The sequence below is a fragment of the Caulobacter sp. UNC358MFTsu5.1 genome (assembly GCF_000712075.1).
Lineage (GTDB): Bacteria > Pseudomonadota > Alphaproteobacteria > Caulobacterales > Caulobacteraceae > Caulobacter.
In genome coordinates this window covers 355,537-372,552 of the sequence record NZ_JONW01000006.1, presented here as the reverse complement: position 1 = coordinate 372,552, position 17,016 = coordinate 355,537, and the positions used below count along the sequence as shown (strand labels likewise).

Here is a 17,016-nt window from a genome sequence, read left to right as displayed (position 1 = left end):
GAACGCCTCGGCGGTCGAAAGGGCGCAAGCGGGGCCGGAGTTTAATCCTCCGCCTGGAATTTTAGCCGCCAGCTCTCCGACACCAGTCCCTGGCCGAAGCCGTCATAGGGCCAGCTGTCCTCCAGCACGAACCCGTGGCGGGCGTAGAGCCGCCGGGCGGGCAGCAGGTTGCTCTGGGTCCAGAGGATGATCTCGGCGTAGCCCGCCGTCCGGGCGTAGCTCAGGCATTCGCGGATCAGGGTCTCGCCGACGCCCAGGCCCCGCGCCGACGGCTCGACCAGCAGCAGGCGCAGGCGGCCGACCGTGTCGCTCTCGCGGGCCAGCATGATAGAGCCGACCGAGCGGCCCGCATGCTCGGCGATCCAGCAGGCCTCGCGGGCCGGGTCGAAGGTCTTGACGTAGTCGGACACCACCCCGGCCACCACGCCCTCGAACCGGGCGTCCCAGCCCTGTTCCTCCGCGTACAGAAGACCGTGCCGCTGGACGATCCAGCCGAAGTCGCCGGGTCGCGGGGCGCGCAGGCTGATCATGACTCCAGCAGGGCCTTGAGCCTGGCCAGGTCGGCGGAGACCATCCCCTGGTCGCGCGCGAAGGTGGCGTCGTCCATGCCGGGGACGCGGAACAGGGTCAGGGTCACCTCGGCCCCGTCGCCGTTGGCCACCACCCGCAGCGGGATGCTGATCTCGGTCCCGTCCGCCAGGGTCACCCAGTGGTCCAGGACGCCGTAGGGGTTCTGCGGCGAGAACCGCACGTGGACGTCGCCGTCGGGGCCGTGGGCCACCCAGCGGTCGCCGTCGCGGGTCAGGCCCGCGCCCAGGCCGGCGGCCCATTGCGGGAAGCTCTCGGGCCGATGGGCGAAGGCGTAGACCTCGGCGGCCGGGCGCGCGATCGACACAGTCATCGGACGGGCTTCGAACAGGGTGGTCATGCCAGGTCTCCTACCGCGCCTCCCCGGTACGATCATCGCCCGGCCGTCGAAAGGCCGTCAACCGGACCTCAGAACCCCACGCAGGCCGGCTGGGTGACCACCATCACGCCCTCCTGCGAGAACCGCCGCACATAGGCCGCGCGCACGGCCTCGATCCGGTCTTCGCCGCCGGTGCGGCCGGGCAGGGCCAGCATGACGATCTTCGACGGCTCGCGCACGATCGGGCCGGCGTTCGAGCGCCACTGGCCGGCGGCGTCCAGCACGGTCAGGCCGTCGGGGAATCGCGGGGTCAGCTCCTCGTCGACGAAGCGGGCGAAGTCGACCTCGGAGACGCCGACCTGGTCGCCGATCTTGCGGCCGAAGCCCAGCTGGACCAGGCGGCCGGGGCTCTGGCCGACCGGACACGTCGGGGCGGGCGCCAGGCTGGCGCAGCTGGAGAGAAGCGTCGCGCCGACCGCCAGGGTCAGGAGCGCGACCCGGCCCATCAGCCGCCCACCGCCAGGTCGTCGGCGTGGATCATCGGGCCTTCGGTGAAGCCCAGCTCGGCCTCGATGGCGTCGCTGCGCAGGCCGGCGATCTTGTGGGCGTCGGCGCTGTCGTAGCGGACCAGGCCCCGGGCCACCTCGCGGCCGGTCTCGTCGCGGACGCGCACGGCGTCGCCCTTGTCGAACGGCCCCTCGACGGCGCGGACCCCGGCGGCCAGCAGGCTCTTGCCGCTGGCCAGGGCGACCGCGGCGCCGGCGTCGACGGTCAGCCACCCCTGGGGGGCCAGCGAGCCGGCGATCCAGGCCTTGTAGGCGGCGGCGGGCGAAGCGCCGGCTTCGATCACCGTGGCCAGGGCCCCGTCCTCGATGGCCTGCAGCGGCGCGGGGCGCGAGCCCAGGGTGATCAGGGTGGCGCAGCCGGCGGCCCGGGCGATGCGGGCGGCGGCGATCTTGGTGGCCATGCCGCCGGTGCCGACCCCGGCCGAGGCGTTGGCCCCCTCGGCCATGGCGGCGATCTCCGGCGTGATCTCGGCGACCCGTTCGATGTGGGTGGCCGAGGGATCACGGCGCGGGTCGGCGGTGTAGAGGCCGTCGATGTCGGACAACAGCACCAGCAGGTCGGCGCCGACCATCTGGGCCACGCGGGCGGCCAGGCGGTCGTTGTCGCCGTAGCGGATCTCCTCGGTCACCACCGTGTCGTTCTCGTTGACCACGGGCACGACGTTCAGGGCGATCAGGGTCTCGGCCGTGGCGCGGGCGTTCAGCCAGCGGCGGCGCACCTCGGTGTCGTCGCGGGTCAGCAGGATCTGGGCGGCGCCGACGCCGTGCGGCTCCAGCGCCTCCTCCCAGGCCCGCATCAGCACCGACTGGCCGGCGGCGGCGGCGGCCTGCTTCTCGGGCAGGGTCAGGGACTTGCGGCCGGTCAGGCCCAGGCGCCTGCGGCCCAGGGCCACGGCCCCGGACGACACCACCACCACCTGCTGCCCTCGGGCCCGCAGCCGGGCGACGTCGGCGCAGAAGGCGTCCAGCCAGGCGCGATCCGCCGCGCCGGTGGCGGCGTCGACCAGCAGGGCCGAGCCGACCTTGAAGACGATGCGCTTGGCGCGGCTGAGCGCTCCCCCCGACGCCGACATCAGGGCTTCCAGCCCCCGGGGGTCTCCTCGATGTGGTCCTCGTCGTCCTCGATCTCCTCGATCGCGTCGCCGCGACGGATGCGCACCTGGGTGTAGGCGGCGCGCAGGAGCTCGGTGACGCCTTCGCCGGAGACGCCGGAGACCAGCATCGGCTTGATCCCCGCCACGGCCTCGAGCTCGGCGGCCTTGGCCGCGCGGGTCTCGTCGTCCAGGGCGTCGACCTTGTTCAGGGCCAGGATCTCGGACTTGTCGGCCAGCTCGTCGCCATAGGCTTCCAGCTCGCCGCGGATCGTGGTCCAGGCGCCGGCGATGTCGTCCTGGGTGGCGTCCACCAGGTGGATCAGCACCGCCGAGCGCTCGACGTGGCCCAGGAACCGGGTGCCCAGGCCCGCGCCCTCGCTGGCGCCCTCGATCAGGCCGGGGATGTCGGCCATGACGAAGCGCTCGCTGGTCGACAGGTCGACCATGCCCAGGTTCGGGGTCAGGGTGGTGAACGGATAGTCGGCGATCTTCGGCTTGGCGGCGCTGGCGGCGGCCAGGAAGGTCGACTTGCCGGCGTTGGGCAGGCCGACCAGGCCGACGTCGGCGATCAGCTTCAGCCGCAGCCAGACCCACAGCTCCTCGCCCTCCTGGCCGGGATTGGCGTACTTGGGGGCCTGGTTGACCGGGCCCTTGAAGTGCAGGTTGCCCCAGCCGCCGTTGCCGCCCTTGGCCAGGCGCAGGGTCATGCCGGCGGTGTCGAGGTCGGCGATCAGGGTCTCCTTGTCCTCCTCCAGCACCTGGGTGCCGACGGGGACCTTCAGGATCACGTCCTCGCCCGCCGCGCCGTGGCGCTGGCGGCCCATGCCGTGCACGCCCGTGCCGGCCTTGAAGTGTTGCTGGTAGCGGTAGTCGATCAGGGTGTTGAGGCCCTCGACCGCCTCGATCCAAACATCGCCGCCTCGGCCGCCGTCCCCGCCGTCGGGGCCGCCGTATTCGATGTACTTCTCGCGTCGGAACGAGACCGCGCCGCCGCCGCCGTTTCCGGAGCGGACATAGATTTTGCACTGGTCCAAGAATTTCATGAGCGTCTTTTGTCGTAAGGCGGCGTGTCCGTCGAGCCGAAACCGGTCTACGGCAAAGCCTCGCCGCGTTCAGGCTCGGTCTTTTGTCGTCTAGGCGACACTTTGACGCGTCGAACCGCGTTCGTCATCGTGACGAAATGTTAAAAGAGATCATGCGACAAACGACCTCATGAGGAAGCCGACAGGACCATTGCGCGGGGAGGGCTGGCGTTGACGACGACAATTACTGACGCCGATTTTGCGCATGATCTGCAGGATCTGACGCTGCCGACCCTGTGTCGGAAGTACACCCACGAGGCGTCGCTGCATCGGAACATGCTGATGAGCCGGGGCACGGGCCTGGCGCCCGAATGGCGCGACTTCCGCGCCTTCCTGACCGCCATCGGCCGCCGCCCCACCGAAGAGCACGACTTCGTCCTGCTCAATCGCCACGAACGCACCTACGGCCCCGGACGGGCCCGCTGGATGACGCCCGACGAACAGGCCGTCCACGAGGAAGAGTTCGACCGCCAGCAGGCCGCCAAGAGCCGCGAAACCCATCAGCTGATGCACCAGGCCGCGGCGATGAAGCGCGCCAGCGCGCCCAACGCCGCCAACTTCGGCCAGTGGACCCCGATGGCCGGCCGCCAGGTCTCCTATACCGAGGTGGCCAAGCGCCTGGCGATCCCGATCGGCGCCCTGAACAAGACCATGGCCGACGGCCGCACGGCCGACGAACTGGTCAAGCGCTCGGGCTCGGCCCAGGAGCTGATCAATCCGGACCTGCAGTGGCTGCCGCCGGACCCGACCCGCAAGGCCAACTTCTTCGAGGCCTTCCGCATCTGGCACATGCAGGTGCAGCCGCAGTTCGCCCGCGCCGCGACGCCGACCTTCCTGTTCCTGTTCATCGCCCTGCCCGTGATGCGGGAATGCCGCGACGAACTGATGGCCCTGAACCTCTGGAACCCGCTGGGCCAGCGGGCCATGAACGCGCGCGACGGCCACGTGGCGTGGAAGAAGTACTGCGAGTTCATGCCCCGGGCGCAGGTGGCGATGATGGAGATCCCCATCTACGCGACCTACTCGCTGCTCAGCGACCTGGACGCCCTGTGCGAACGGATCATCGTCGCCGAGAAGCGCTTCCGCGAAGGCCCGCAGAAGACCATCGCCACGCACCGCGCGGCCTAGACCTCTAGGCCAGCCACACCATCATCCGGGTGTCCACCGGCTCGCCGCGGGCGACCGAGGGCTTGGTCTCGACCACGCCCGTGTACAGGAAGCCGGCCTTGACCAGCACCTGGCCCGACGCCGGGTTGTCGGCGAAGTGGCCCGCGACGACCACCTTCTTGCGCCAATCAGCCTTGGCCCAGGCCATGGCGCCCTGGACGGCTTCTGTCGCCAGACCGCGGCCCCAGTAGGGCCGGCCGATCCAGTAGCCGATCTCCAGGTGGCCGACGGGCGGGGTGAAGAAGCCCAGCACCCCGACCACGCCGGTGTCCTCCAGGTCGATCACGAAGGTGGCGTCCCTGCCCCGGTCCTGGACCTGGCAGCGGGCCACGAAGCCGTCGGCCTCGGCCTGGCTGTAGGGCCAGGGCATGCGGGTGGTCATCTTGGCGATCGCATAGTCGCCGCACAGCGCCGCGATCCGCGGCGCGTCGTCGGCTTCAGGAGCCCGCAGCGTCAGCCGCCGCGTCTCGATGATCGGACTCTTCTCGATCACGCACATGTCTTGGTTACGCACCTGGGCGCGCCTCCCGTTCTCGGTCCTTCTAGGTGGGGACCGTGACGCTCGGATTTCAGGCCTGGGGTCCTTTTGCGGCCAGGAAATTTCGAGCGCGGACAAAACAAAAGCGGGGAGCCCGGCGTCCGGACTCCCCGCTTAGGTTTCGTCTGTCCGGATCGTCTTTCTTCGAGGAAAGCGCGACCCGGATCTCTACGAGGTTCGCGCTATTCGGCGGCCTGGGCCACCGGAGCCACGTTCACGTAGGTCCGATTGTTGCGCTTGGTGACAAAGCCCACCGCACCTTCGACGAGCGCGAAGAGGGTATGGTCCTTGCCCATGCCCACGCCGGCGCCCGGCCAGAACTTGGTGCCGCGTTGACGGATGATGATGTTGCCGGCGGCGACCTTCTGGCCACCGAACTTCTTCACGCCAAGACGACGGCCAGCCGAGTCGCGACCGTTGCTGGACGAACCACCAGATTTCTTGTGAGCCATTGTGCTCTCCTGATCCTTAGAGGCGCAGCCGCTTAGGCTTCGCCGTCTTCCTTGGCGGCGGCCTTCTTAGGCGCGGCCTTCTTCTTCGGGGCGGCGGTCGGTTCGGCGTGCTCGACGACGACGGCTTCCACCTTGGCGGACGACTTCGAGGCCTTCTTGGCGACGGTCTCGACTTCAACCTTGGCCGGGGTGACCGGAGCCACGGCGGCGACGGCGGCGTCGCCCAGGCCGCGGGCGCGGGCGTTCAGGATGACCTTCGGGGTCAGGTCGACCGTGCCGTCCCACTTGCTGGTCTTGCCGGCGCCGGCGACCGAGGTCACGCGGATGACCGACTCGGTCTGGCGGTGACCGCGGGTGCGGCGATAGCCCTGACGGCGGATCTTCTTGAAGATCTTCACCTTCTCGCCCTTGCGGGTTTCGATCAGGGTGCCGGAGACGACAGCGCCGTCCACCGTGGGGGCGCCGACCGTCACGGCCTCGCCTTCGCCAAGCATCAGGACTTCGCCGAAAGCGACTTCCGAGCCCGGTTCACCGTCGAGCTTTTCGACAACCAGCAGATCGCCGGCTTGGACCCGGTACTGCTTGCCGCCGGTTTTGATCACCGCGTACATAGGTTAGCGCCTTAAGAAACGTGCGTTCGCAAAATGGGGAACGCCCGCTGGGAGACCCTGCGGGCGAGAGGGGCGCACTTATACCGGCGAAAGCCCCTGAGTCAACGGCGAACGGCGCCCTGACGCTTGACGAAATCCACGACGCAGCCCTAGCCGCGCCGAACGTCCGGCCCGCATGGAAGTGGAGAGGGGCGAAGCTTTGGAGGTCCCGCCCCTCCTCGCGCCTCGCGTACGGGGAATCAGGAGCCCCCGCCGGCGCGGTCCGATGCGCGGCTCCATGAAGAGAGCCTCTGGTATGTTACTTTATAACAGGCTATAGCCGCAGACGTGAACACGACCTTCTTCGCCTCCGTCGCCGCCACCGGGTTCGTCGTGGCCTTCCTGCATGCGGCCTTGCCCACGCACTGGCTGCCGTTCGTGCTGGTCGGCCGCGCCCAGAAATGGACGACGGGGCGGACCCTGGGCGTCACCCTGCTGGCGGGCCTGGGCCATGTGGGCCTGACCATCGTGCTGGGCCTGGCCGTGGTGGCCGCGGGCCTGGTGGCCCAGCCGCACCTGGGCGATTCCTTCCATTGGGTGGTCGGCGGGCTGATGGCGGCGCTGGGCGTCTTCTATCTGGTGAAGGGCCGGCACAAGCACGCGACCCTGGAGACCGGCCGCAAGTTCGCCTCCGACCGCGCCGCCATCACCGCCCTGGTGGTGCTGCTGACCCTGTCGCCGTGCGAGGCCTTCCTTCCTTACTATCTGGCGGGGATGGAGCACGGCGTGGCCGGCTTCCTGACCCTTTCGGCGGTGCTGCTGGCGGCCACCTCGGCCGGCATGCTGATCTTCACGGGCCTGAGCCTGGCCGGCTTCAACCGCCTGGGCCTGGCCCGGCTGGAACAGTACGAGGAGCTGATCCTGGGCGGCGCCCTGATCGTGATCGGCGCGGCGGTGGCGTTCCTCAAGACCTAGACTTCTTGATCCGCTCATCCCGGCGAACGCCGGGACCCGGATGGAACGGCTTTGAGGCGGGTTCCTTGAACGCGGCGCTCATCCCGTCAGATTCCCCGCTTTAGGATCTGGGTCCCGGCGTTCGCCGGGATGAGCGGAGTTTGGAGGTGCTTCCACCGAGGCCTCTTCACACCTAAATAGCGGCCATGACCGACACCACATCCAATTCCGGCAAGATCCCCGTCACCGTGCTGACCGGCTATCTCGGCGCCGGCAAGACCACGCTCCTCAACCGCATCCTCACCGAGGAGCACGGCAAGCGCTACGCCGTGATCGTCAACGAGTTCGGCGAGGTGGGCATCGACAACGACCTGGTGGTCGGCGCCGACGAGGAAGTGTTCGAGATGAACAACGGCTGCGTCTGCTGCACGGTGCGCGGCGACCTGATCCGTGTCCTCCAGGGCTTGATGAAACGGAAGGGCGGCTTCGACGCCATCGTGGTCGAGACCACGGGCCTGGCCGATCCGGGCCCGGTGGCCCAGACCTTCTTCGTCGACGACGACGTCAAGGCCCGCACCTATCTGGACTCGGTCACCGCCGTGGTCGACGCCAAGCACATCCTGCTGCGGCTTTCCGATTCCAAGGAAGCGGTCGAGCAGATCGCCTTCGCCGACCAGATCGTGCTGAACAAGACCGACCTGGTCTCGGAAGACGACCTGCGCCACGTCGAGGCCCGTATCAAGCGCATCAACCCGCTGGCCCCGATCCACCGCGCCCAGCGCTCGAACGTCCCGCTCGAGACCATCATCGGCAAGCACAGCTTCGACCTGGAGCGGATCACCGAGCTGGAGCCGGAGTTCCTGAACCCGGCCCATGGCGAGGACGGCCACGTCCACGACGAGCACTGCGGCCATGATCACCATCACCACGACCATGATCATGACCACCACGGTCACGACCACCATCACCACCACGACCACAAGAGCGACATCCACGACGACGGCGTGAAGGGCATATCCCTGACGCTGGACAAGCCGGTGGATGGCCAGAAGATCACCGCCTGGCTCAACGACCTGCTGGCCCGCCGCGGCGTCGACATCCTGCGCGCCAAGGGCATCATCGACGTGAAGGGCGAGGAGCGCCGCCTGGTGTTCCAGGCCGTGCACATGATCCTGGAAGGCGACTTCCAGCGCCCGTGGACCGACAAGGACAAGCGCTACAGCCGCATGGTGTTCATCGGCCGCGACCTGGACGAGGCGGAGCTGAAAGCCGGTTTCGAGGCGACGGCGGCTTAGGAAGGCTCACACCGACTTGCCCCACCTGACGGCTTCGCCGTCTGTCCGCCCCCATAGGGGGCGGAGCCTACCCGCGAGGCTCTTCCCCCTGTGGCGGAAGACGATCGCGAAGCGATCCGTAGGGGGCAAGTGTTCGCCCGCACAAGTCAGAAAGCCCCGGACCATCGGCCCCGGGGCTTTCTCGTAATGCCTAGCGAATATCCTCGTTCACGATCCCGATCTGGATCCAGCCCTCGGCGTGGACCTTGTCGATCACGCCCATCAGCGCCTCGTAGGGCACGTCGGCCTGGGCGCTGACCATCAGGCGCTGGTCCTTGCGCGGGCCGGTCTGGCCGTCGGCGGCGAACCGGGCGCTGACGTCGCCGGCCAGGGTGTCCAGCCGCGTGGGCTGGCCGGCCAGGTACAGGGCGCCCGAATTCTGGATCGAGATCAGCACCGGCGGCTTGGGCGGGACGTCCGTCTTGCGGGCCGGCGGCATGTCGAGCTTGATCGAGGTGGTGGCCATGGGCACGGCGACCATGAAGATGATCAGCAGCACCAGCAGGATGTCGACGAACGGCGTGACGTTGATGTCCGCGTTCTGCCGGATCGCATAGGCCCCGCCGCCCGCCCCAGCCAGTTTCGCCGCCATGACCTGTCTCCTCTCCATGCCCCGTTCGGGATCGATTGAAGTTACAGGTGTAGTTTTCTACCGTTTCTTACGCTTGTAAAGCGCCAAGCTCCCAAGCCCTGAGACAGGCACGAAAAAGGGGCCGGACATGGCGTCCGGCCCCTGATCTTTCGCATGATCGCGGAAGAGATCCTTAGTGGATGTCTTCGTTGATCAGGCCGACCTTGTACCAGCCGGCGGTCTGCAGGGCGTTCAGCACGCCCATGAAGTCGGCATAGGTCACGTCGGCGTCGGCGCGGACCATGACGCGCTGGTCGTCCTTCGGGCCGGCCTGGCCGGTGGCCGTGAACTTGGCGTCCAGGTCGAACTGCAGGTTGTCCAGGCTCGTCTGCTTGTCGGCCACGTACAGGGCGCCCGACTTCTGGATCGAGATGAACACCGGTTCCTTCGGCTTCGGGGCGTTCGGCGGCGGCGGGGTCGCCGGCGGCAGGTCCACCTTGATCGCCACGGTCGCCATCGGCACGGCGACCATGAAGATGATCAGCAGCACGAGCAGGATGTCGACGAAGGGCGTGACGTTGATTTCGGAGTTCTGGCCGAGGGAGTAGCGACCACCACCCCCGCCAGCAAGTTTAGCCGCCATTGCCTGACTGTCTCCCAAGGGCCGCCTCTGTGGCGGTCCCGAAAAATGTTAGAGGCCACGTCTGGCGCAGACGGGCGCGGAAGTAAAGCCCGACGAGAGGCCGCGATGGCAACCCCTTTTGTGACTCTTTTTGACGGAACGCCGTTCAGGGGACGGGTTCTCCGGGCCTGGCTCGCGCCCCACGCGCATTGAGCGCGTATTGACGCCCGACTAGGCGCCCGCGTCGGGGCGCGGTATGGCGCGCGAATGATCTATTCCTTCGACGCCTACGTCACCGCCGCCCTGTTCGACCGCGCCGGTCGCGCCGCCTTCGCCCTGGGCGACGGCACGGTGCGATTCGAGAACGAGGGCGGCTTCGTCACCGTCGAGGCCCACGACGGCGCGGTGCTGGCCGCCGCCGTCCACCCCTCGGGCCGGGGAATCGTCACCGGCGGCGACGACGGCCGCGTGGTCTGGAGCCGGATCGAGGGCGACGAGGTCGCCGCCACCCTGGTGGCCGAGGTCAAGGGCCGCTGGATCGAGCACGTCGCCGCCAGCGCCGCCTCGGGCCTGATCGCCTTCACCGCCGGCAAGGAGGCCCACGTCCGCGACGTGGCCGACGCCAAGTTCCTGCGCGTCTTCCCGCACGACAAGACCGTCTCGGGCCTGGCCTTCGACCCCAAGGGCCGCCGCCTGGCCACGGTGGGCTACGGCGGCGCCTGGCTGTGGTGGGCCAAGATCGACGGCCAGAAGCCCCAGGCGCTGAAATGGGCCGGCAGCCATATCGCCGCGGTCTTCAGCCCCGACGGCAAGTTCATGGTCACGGCCATGCAGGACAACCAGCTGCACGGTTGGCGGCTGGCCGACGGCAAGGACATGCGGATGGGCGGCTATCCGTCCAAGATCAAGAGCCTGGCCTTCTTCGACAAGGGCAATCTGATGGTCACCGCCGGCGCCAACGGCGCCGTGGTCTGGCCGTTCGCCGGGTCCAACGGCCCGATGGGCAAGGAAGCGGCCGAGATCGGCTTCTCGCGCGACTCGATGGTGGTGCAGGTCGCCGGCGTCGACGCGCTGCCGGTGGCCCTCGCCGGCCAGGACAACGGCAAGATCTGGGGCGCCCACATGCGATCGGGCCGCATCGAGACCCTGAAGGCCGAAAAGGGCGCGGCGATCAGCTCGCTGTCGGTCTCGGCGGATGGGAGCCGGCTGGCCTGGGGGGATGAAGACGGCGAGGCCGGGGTGATCGCGATCCCGGCGATGGACACGCGGTTCTGATCTTCCGCTCTTAAAGTTGTCATCCCGGAAGCCTCGCAGAGGCTGTCCGGGACCCAGGGGACTGGGCGAAAGCGGTGCGGTTCACCTGGGTCCCGGACAGCGCTACGCGCTTCCGGGATGACAACCGCTAGAAATGGCGGATGAGGCTCAGAGCCCCCTAAGCGCCTCGACCACCGCCTTCACCACGGCCTCGTCCGTGTCGCGCAGGCCGTCCGGCACGAAGCCCAGCTCGTGGGCGCGGTGCTCGTGCCCCTGGGCCAGGCCCTCGACCATCGGCGCGCTGCACGAGCCGTGCACCTCGCGCACGGCGGTGCGGGCGACCAGCTCGGCCACGTTCGACGGATTGACCCCGCCGCCGGCCAGGATGGCGATGCGGCCGGCCGCCTGGCCGACCAGGGCGGCGATCATCGACGAGCCGGCCATGGCGTTCAGCGCGCCGCCCGAGGTCAGGATGCGCTCGAAGCCCAGGTCGATGGCGGTCTCCAGGGCCGCGAACGGGTCGGGCGTCAGGTCGAAGGCCCGGTGCAGGGTCACGCCCATCCCGTCGGCGTGGGCGACCAGCATGGCCAGCACATCGACATCCAGCTCGCCCGAGGGCCGGTTGGCGCCGACCACCACCCCCGCCAGCCTGGCCTCCCGCGCGGCGTCGATGTCGCGGAAGATCGCGTCCACCTCGCGGGCGTCGTAGACGAAGTCGCCGTGGCGCGGGCGGATCATCGGATAGATCGGGATCGCCGCCTCGGCCGCGATGGCCATCAGCCCCGGCGCCGGGGTCAGGCCCTGCAGGGCCAGGGCCGAGCACAGCTCGATGCGATCCGCGCCACCGGCGATCGCCGCCGCCAGTCCGGCGGGCGTATCGACACAGACTTCCAGGATCACGCGGTCGGACATCTTGGCGGCTCCCAGGCTCGTGGTACGGATTCGTGACCGGCGTTCTTTTGGCGCCTTTCGGGGAGCTTACCCATGCTGAATCGTAGAGGCCTGATCGGCGCCTCGCTCGTCGGGTCGGGATTGATGGGGGGCGGCGCGGCCTCGGCGGCCGGTCCCTCGGGCGGAATCCAGCTGACCAAGCCCTGCGTGATCTCCACCTGGGACTTCGGCGTGCCGGCCAACCAGGCGGCCTGGGCGATCCTGTCGAAGGGCGGCCGGGCGCTGGACGCGGTCGAGGCCGGGGCCCGCGTGCCCGAGCAGGACCTGAAGAACCACAGCGTCGGCCGGGCCGGCTATCCCGACCGCGACGGCCACGTCTCGCTGGACGCCTCGATCATGGACGAGCACGGCGGCTGCGGCGCGGTCGCGGCCCTGGAGCACATCGCCCACCCGATCTCGGTGGCCCGGGCGGTGATGGAGAAGACCCCGCACGTCCTGCTGGTCGGGGCCGGCGCCCTGCAGTTCGCCCAGGAGCAGGGCTTCCCGCGCGAGGAACTGCTGACGCCGGAATCCCGCGCCGCCTGGGAGGCCTGGAAGAAGGAGGCCAAGTACGCGCCGAGGGCCAACAGCGAGGTCGGCGACTACGGCAAGACGTCCGGACAGCTGGGCACGCCCGGCGGCAAGGGCAATCACGACACCATCGGCATGCTGGCCCTGGACGCGGCCGGCAACCTGTCGGGCGCCTGCACCACCAGCGGCATGGCCTGGAAGCTGCGCGGCCGGGTCGGCGATTCGCCCATCGTCGGGGCCGGGCTCTATGTCGACAACGACGTCGGCGCGGCCACCTCGACGGGCGTCGGCGAGGAGGTGATCCGCAACGTCGGCTCGTTCCTGGTGGTCGAACTGATGCGCCAGGGCCGCTCGCCTCAGGACGCCTGCAAGGAGGCGGTCGCCCGCATCCTGAGGAAGAAGCCGGACGCCAAGGACCTGCAGGTGGGCTTCCTGGCGCTGAGCAAGACGGGCCAGGTCGGCGCCTGGTCGATCCAGAAGGGCTTCAGCTACGCCCTGTGCGACGGGACGCGGCAGGACCGGCTGGAGGCGGGCGACAGCTTCTACTGAGGCGGCGTCATGTTTCCCTCTCTCTTTGAGAGAGGGAGGGGCCCATGGCGAAGCCATGGGAGGGTGAGTGGTTACACCCTCACCGAATGCAACGCGGTCGTTCGGCCGGTCTTCGACGTGAAGAGCCCCGCCTTTCAACCGTCATCCTGGGACTTGTTCCGAGGGTGACGGAGGTGGAGGTGAGCACAGGCCGGGGACATGCCCTTGCGGCGTGTCCCCATCAGCTAGCGCCGCGCCTGGACTTGGGGACACGCCGCAAGGGCATGTCCCCGCGCGGGGATCGAGCGCTCTCTATCCCCGTAAGCGGCGGGACAAACCCCAACCATTCCAACGCCCTGCAGAAAAAGCAGCGTCACCGACGCGCCAGTGGTCAGCCCTGCTGCACAATCAGACCCGTCACCATCACGGGGAGGGCTCTTGGTACCGGCCCAAGCAGGCGATGGGGATGGAACCGAGCGGGGCCGCTTGCCTTGGCTGGGGGGAGGTCTTGGGCGGCGGGGCTCAGAAGGTCCCAAGGCGCAAGACGAACCTCGGCGAAGACCGGCGGGTCGACGGGGCCGGGAAGTTCAAACCGGCCTGTTCCAGGATCAGTCGGAGTCGCCGACGGCCCCTTCCGGGCGACCTGATCCTGCCCGCCCGAGGGGGAACGTCGACCGGGATGAAACAGGCCCTCAGTCGCCGTCCCTTGAGAAGAACGGTTCCGCGGAGCGGTCGAGCCAAGCCGAAACGCAAACACAAAACCCACGGTCTCCGGGCGAAGCCCGGCCCGCTCCGCGCCTCCCCATCAGCTCAGCGGCTTTCCGCGTGAGGCGGCGAAGTCGCGTCCGCCAAGATCGCTAAAGATTTCGACAGCGGACGCAGCCCCTTCCGAGGCCTCCTGCAGCTCCAATTTCGACCGGAGCCGAACATGCCCTCGACAACCAACATCCGCCGCGCGCTGGCGGCCGGCCTGGGGAGCGCGGCGCTGCTGGCGATCGCCGCCGGCCCGGCGCGGGCGTCCGACCACCTGGACACGCCCAGCGTCATCGCCGATCCCCGCGCCGACATCGGCGACATCTTCGCCTGGACCTCGCCCGACCACCGCCACCTGAACCTGGTGATGGCCATCGTCGGGCACGGGTTCTCCAAGGACCTGGCCTATGTCTTCCACGTCGACAGCGGCGCACGGTTCGGCAAGACCGCCGCGACCACGACCATCTCATGCCGGTTCGCCGGTCAGGACATCGACTGCCAGGCCGGCGGCGACACCGTCCACGGCGACGCCAGCCGACCGGAGGGCCTGGTCTCGGCCCGCCGTCGCTTCCGCGTCTTCGCCGGCCTGCGCGACGATCCGTTCTTCAACAACGTCAAGGGCACCCGCGAGGCCTACGACTTCGCCGCCGCCGCGCTGAAGGCCGGCGCGCCGCTGGACGAGGCGGGCTGCCCGGCCTTCGACCGGGCGACCTCGGCCGGGATCCTCGACCGCTGGCGCCACACGCGCGGCGGCCCGGCCCAGAACCTGCTGGCGGGCTGGACGCCGGCCTCGCTGGTGATCTCGATCGACCTGCCGGCCGTGTCGCAGGGCGGCAAGCTGCTGGCGGTCTGGGGCGAGACGGTCGGACCCAAGGGCCGCATCGACCGCATGGGCCGGCCGCTGACCGGCAACGCCCTGCTGGCCACGCTCGAGCCCGAGGCCGTCAGCGACGCCTTGAAGGAGGCCTACAACCACGCCACGCCCGCGACCTCGGACGGCTTCATCCCCGAGATCGAGAAGACCCTGGGCCTCTACGACGCCTTCGACGGCGACTGCGGCAATGCGATGATCGCCGACCGCTCGGCGGGCGCCTCGCGCTATCTGAATCTGGCGATCCTGCTGGCCGACGACCGGCTGTGGATCGACAGCGCCGCCACGCGGTGCACCACCCTGTTCGCGGTGGAGCTGGCCGCCCTGGCCGGCCGCCGGGACCTGGCCGGCGACTGCGGCGGCCGGACACCCAACTACGACGCGGTGGACGTCTACCGCTCGCTGCTGGCCGCCGGCGGCCTGACCGGCGTCGACGACGGCGTCGACCACGACGACCACGTCCATTCCGACACCGTCTTCCCCTTCCTGGCCGCGCCCGACGGCGCCGCCTATCCCTCGCGCAAGGAGCCCTGACCATGGCCGCGTTCACGAGGCCGCTTCGCCGCCTGCTGCTGACGGCGGGCGCCCTGGCCTGCCTGCCCCACCCCGCCGCCGCCCACGAGTTCTGGATCCAGCCCGAGCGCTTCTGGCTGCCGGCCGGGACGACCACGCCCATGACCCTGCAGGTCGGCACAGGGACCGAGCGCCAGCGCTCGCAACTGCCGCTGCGCCGCGTGATGCGGTTCGACGCCGCGTCGTCCGGCGAAGGCCCTCAGGACCTGAAGCCCGCCCTGACCCTGGGCGCGGCGACCGCCGACGGCGTGCTGGGCTTCGATCGGCCCGGCGCCTATGTCGTCACCCTGCGCAGCGACGCCACGGCCCAGAGCCACCAGTCCGCCGCCCGCTTCAACGCCTATGCCGAGGAAGAGGGCCTGACCCCGGCGCTGGAGACCCGCGCCGCGCGGGGGCTGCAGGCCATCGACGCGTCGGAGCGCTACAGCCGCCAGACCAAGGCCCTGATCCAGGTGGGCGACGGCGGCGCCCAGGCGGCCGTCACCCGGCCGGCGGGGCTGGACCTGGAGATCGTGCCCGAGGTCAGCCCCTACGCCCTGCCGCGTCTCGCGACCCTGCCCGTGCGGGTGCTCTATGAAGGCCGTCCCCTGGCCGGGGCGCTGGTCAAGATCACCGACCTGGCCCACGACGCCGCGCCCGCGGAGCAGCACCGGACCGACGGCGAGGGCCGCGCGGCCTTCGCCATGCCCGGCGCTGGGAACTGGATGATGGATGTCGTCTGGACCAAACCGCTGGCCGACGAGGGCGTCGACTTCGAGACCGTGTTCGCCAGCCTGAGCTTCGGTTTTCCCGATGAGAGGGGGCCAGATCAGGCCGGGTCGGACCAGGTCCGGCGCGAGGCCCGCTGGAAGTCGCCCGGCGGGCTTCCATAGAGCCCGCGGAAGGCCGCCGTGAAATGACTGTGGCTGGAAAAGCCCAGGTCGAGGGCCAGGGCCGTCAGGTCCTCGCAGTCGGCCAGCAGGTCCAGGGCGCGGGCCAGGCGCAGCCGCAGCTGGTAGCGATAGAGCGGCACGCCCTCGGCCTGGGCGAAGACCTGGGTCAGGTAGACGGGCGAGACGCCGACGTCGCCGGCGATCTGGGCCAGGGTCCAGCGGCGGCCGGGATCGGAGGCCAGCACCAGCTTGGCGCGGTCGGCCAGCTTGCGCCGGCCGTAGCTGGAGGCCCGGGCGCGGGAGGCCCGGTCGCCCAGGGCGCGCCGGACCAGGCCCAGGGTCAGGGTCTCGGCCTGCAGCGGCTCGAACGCGCCGCGCGCCAGGCCGCGCCGCAGACGGGCGGACAGCGCCTGAACCTCCGGCTCGACGGTCCGCGCGGGACCGCGGAACACCGGCGCCCCGCCCGCCTCCAGCTGGTCGGCGGGCGACAGTTCGGCCAGCAGGTCCTCGTCGATCGACACCGAAAGGCAGGCGTCGCCGCCGCCCACCGGATGGCTGATGGCGTAGTCCTGGTCGCGGTTGAAGAACACCACCTGGTTGGCCTCGGCCACCGCGTCCCGGCGCCCGACATGCCGGACATAGGCGCCGCGATAGGGGAAGACCAGGAAGGTCGAGGCGGCGCATTCGCTGGGGCTTCGGTGCCGGCAGGCGCCGTCGCAGGCCACGTCGCGGACGCCGACCGTGCGGGTCTGGAGGAGCGCGGTGACGCTGAGCTGGTTCATGGCGATCGGCTATCGCCGCCCCAGGTCACGACGACAATAACCTCG

General features: G+C 69.7%; 19 protein-coding genes. 7 read left to right on the top strand and 12 right to left on the bottom strand.

The window, feature by feature from the left end; genetic code table 11:
- Positions 1-41 precede the first annotated feature (41 nt).
- From BR39_RS0110495 to obgE, 5 genes are all read right to left on the bottom strand, one after another.
- Entirely contained in the window at positions 42-530 is a 489-nt protein-coding gene (locus BR39_RS0110495; RefSeq protein ID WP_029911024.1) for a GNAT family N-acetyltransferase, read from the bottom strand.
- Positions 527-928 carry a polyketide cyclase gene (locus tag BR39_RS0110490; RefSeq protein ID WP_029911021.1) on the bottom strand — a complete coding sequence of 134 codons (402 nt, stop codon included), beginning with the start codon at positions 926-928 and terminating at the stop codon, positions 527-529. The genes BR39_RS0110495 and BR39_RS0110490 overlap by 4 nt, the downstream gene beginning before the upstream one ends.
- Before the next feature lie 68 nt (positions 929-996).
- Positions 997-1,413 carry a DUF3574 domain-containing protein gene (locus BR39_RS0110485; protein ID WP_029911018.1) on the bottom strand — a complete coding sequence of 139 codons (417 nt, stop codon included), beginning with the start codon at positions 1,411-1,413 and terminating at the stop codon, positions 997-999.
- Positions 1,413-2,549 carry a glutamate 5-kinase gene (gene proB, locus BR39_RS0110480; RefSeq protein ID WP_035018347.1) on the bottom strand — a complete coding sequence of 379 codons (1,137 nt, stop codon included), beginning with the start codon at positions 2,547-2,549 and terminating at the stop codon, positions 1,413-1,415. The genes BR39_RS0110485 and proB overlap by 1 nt, the downstream gene beginning before the upstream one ends.
- Positions 2,546-3,610: a GTPase ObgE gene (gene obgE / locus BR39_RS0110475; RefSeq protein ID WP_029911012.1), complete on the bottom strand. Its 1,065-nt coding sequence runs from the start codon at positions 3,608-3,610 to the stop codon at positions 2,546-2,548. Before obgE ends, proB begins: the two co-directional genes overlap by 4 nt.
- Positions 3,611-3,931: 321 nt before the next feature.
- Between obgE and BR39_RS0110470 the strand changes: the two genes are divergently transcribed.
- Positions 3,932-4,777 carry a hypothetical protein gene (locus BR39_RS0110470; protein WP_231499435.1) on the top strand — a complete coding sequence of 282 codons (846 nt, stop codon included), beginning with the start codon at positions 3,932-3,934 and terminating at the stop codon, positions 4,775-4,777.
- Between the two features lie 4 nt (positions 4,778-4,781).
- Here the strand turns inward: BR39_RS0110470 and BR39_RS0110465 are convergent, their stop codons facing one another.
- The 3 genes from BR39_RS0110465 to rplU all read right to left on the bottom strand — a co-directional run bounded on the left by BR39_RS0110465 (position 4,782) and on the right by rplU (position 6,417).
- Positions 4,782-5,315: a GNAT family N-acetyltransferase gene (locus BR39_RS0110465; protein ID WP_029911006.1), complete on the bottom strand. Its 534-nt coding sequence runs from the start codon at positions 5,313-5,315 to the stop codon at positions 4,782-4,784.
- A 221-nt stretch (positions 5,316-5,536) separates the two neighbouring features.
- Positions 5,537-5,806, bottom strand: coding sequence for a 50S ribosomal protein L27 (gene rpmA / locus BR39_RS0110460; RefSeq protein WP_029911003.1), 270 nt, complete (start codon positions 5,804-5,806; stop codon positions 5,537-5,539).
- Between the two features lie 32 nt (positions 5,807-5,838).
- The gene (gene rplU / locus BR39_RS0110455; protein ID WP_029911000.1) at positions 5,839-6,417 is read right to left on the bottom strand and encodes a 50S ribosomal protein L21; all 579 of its coding nucleotides are present in this window, start codon (positions 6,415-6,417) and stop codon (positions 5,839-5,841) included.
- Between the two features lie 327 nt (positions 6,418-6,744).
- On the opposite strand from rplU, the gene BR39_RS0110450 reads away from it, so the two are divergent.
- Both BR39_RS0110450 and BR39_RS0110445 read left to right on the top strand, forming a co-directional pair.
- On the top strand, positions 6,745-7,371 hold the full coding sequence (locus BR39_RS0110450) for a hypothetical protein (protein WP_029910997.1): 627 nt from the start codon (positions 6,745-6,747) through the stop codon (positions 7,369-7,371).
- A gap of 185 nt (positions 7,372-7,556) precedes the next feature.
- Positions 7,557-8,645 (top strand): GTP-binding protein, encoded by a 1,089-nt coding sequence (locus tag BR39_RS0110445; RefSeq protein ID WP_029910994.1) that lies wholly within the window; start codon positions 7,557-7,559, stop codon positions 8,643-8,645.
- Between the two features lie 190 nt (positions 8,646-8,835).
- Here BR39_RS0110445 and BR39_RS0110440 read toward each other — a convergent pair whose 3' ends face one another.
- Positions 8,836-9,276, bottom strand: a complete 441-nt coding sequence (locus BR39_RS0110440) for a biopolymer transporter ExbD (protein ID WP_029910991.1) — start codon at positions 9,274-9,276, stop codon at positions 8,836-8,838.
- 172 nt (positions 9,277-9,448) lie between these two features.
- On the bottom strand, positions 9,449-9,898 hold the full coding sequence (locus BR39_RS0110435) for a biopolymer transporter ExbD (protein WP_029910987.1): 450 nt from the start codon (positions 9,896-9,898) through the stop codon (positions 9,449-9,451).
- Positions 9,899-10,144: 246 nt separating this feature from the next.
- Here BR39_RS0110435 and BR39_RS0110430 point away from each other — a divergent pair, with 246 nt between their 5' ends.
- Positions 10,145-11,152 (top strand): WD40 repeat domain-containing protein, encoded by a 1,008-nt coding sequence (locus BR39_RS0110430; protein WP_029910984.1) that lies wholly within the window; start codon positions 10,145-10,147, stop codon positions 11,150-11,152.
- Positions 11,153-11,299: 147 nt separating this feature from the next.
- On the opposite strand, the gene BR39_RS0110425 is transcribed toward BR39_RS0110430, so the two are convergent.
- Positions 11,300-12,043, bottom strand: coding sequence for a copper homeostasis protein CutC (locus BR39_RS0110425; RefSeq protein ID WP_029910982.1), 744 nt, complete (start codon positions 12,041-12,043; stop codon positions 11,300-11,302).
- A 72-nt stretch (positions 12,044-12,115) separates the two neighbouring features.
- Here BR39_RS0110425 and BR39_RS0110420 point away from each other — a divergent pair, with 72 nt between their 5' ends.
- From BR39_RS0110420 to BR39_RS25290, 3 genes are all read left to right on the top strand, one after another.
- A complete protein-coding gene (locus tag BR39_RS0110420; RefSeq protein WP_029910979.1) occupies positions 12,116-13,141 on the top strand; it encodes a N(4)-(beta-N-acetylglucosaminyl)-L-asparaginase in 1,026 nt (341 codons plus the stop codon).
- Between the two features lie 907 nt (positions 13,142-14,048).
- The gene (locus BR39_RS0110415) at positions 14,049-15,278 is read left to right on the top strand and encodes a DUF4331 family protein (protein WP_029910978.1); all 1,230 of its coding nucleotides are present in this window, start codon (positions 14,049-14,051) and stop codon (positions 15,276-15,278) included.
- A gap of 2 nt (positions 15,279-15,280) precedes the next feature.
- Positions 15,281-16,189 carry a DUF4198 domain-containing protein gene (locus BR39_RS25290; RefSeq protein ID WP_051695417.1) on the top strand — a complete coding sequence of 303 codons (909 nt, stop codon included), beginning with the start codon at positions 15,281-15,283 and terminating at the stop codon, positions 16,187-16,189.
- Here the strand turns inward: BR39_RS25290 and BR39_RS0110405 are convergent.
- Positions 16,126-16,971 (bottom strand): AraC family transcriptional regulator, encoded by an 846-nt coding sequence (locus BR39_RS0110405; RefSeq protein ID WP_029910972.1) that lies wholly within the window; start codon positions 16,969-16,971, stop codon positions 16,126-16,128. The genes BR39_RS25290 and BR39_RS0110405 overlap by 64 nt on opposite strands.
- Positions 16,972-17,016: the final 45 nt, after the last annotated feature.